Here is a 228-nt window from a genome sequence, read left to right as displayed (position 1 = left end):
AACCTAAACACAGGTTTTCGGCTGTTTTTGTTTCAAATATCCACTGATTCTACTCAAATACCCCCCTAATCCCTCTTGGATACCTGATTAATCAGGCATCCAACCGCCTTTTAGGCAGCAACAGGCGCACTTAGCCTGTTAGCCGCTTTCAACAGGTTCAAACACATCGCCTTCAAATGGCTTTGCGCACTCATTTTGAGCAGACCAAAATAGGCTGCCCGGGCATAG

At 46.5% G+C, this 228-nt stretch carries 1 pseudogene; it reads right to left on the bottom strand.

The annotated features are described in order from the left end of the window. Positions 1 to 110: 110 nt before the first annotated feature. Positions 111 to 228, bottom strand: a pseudogene (locus HMPREF2606_RS10965) (IS5/IS1182 family transposase); the annotation flags it as partial.

It is taken from the genome of Neisseria sp. HMSC070H10, assembly GCF_001837635.1.
GTDB classification, from domain to species: Bacteria; Pseudomonadota; Gammaproteobacteria; order Burkholderiales; family Neisseriaceae; genus Neisseria; species Neisseria subflava_A.
This window is presented reverse-complemented; position numbering and strand designations above follow the sequence as displayed.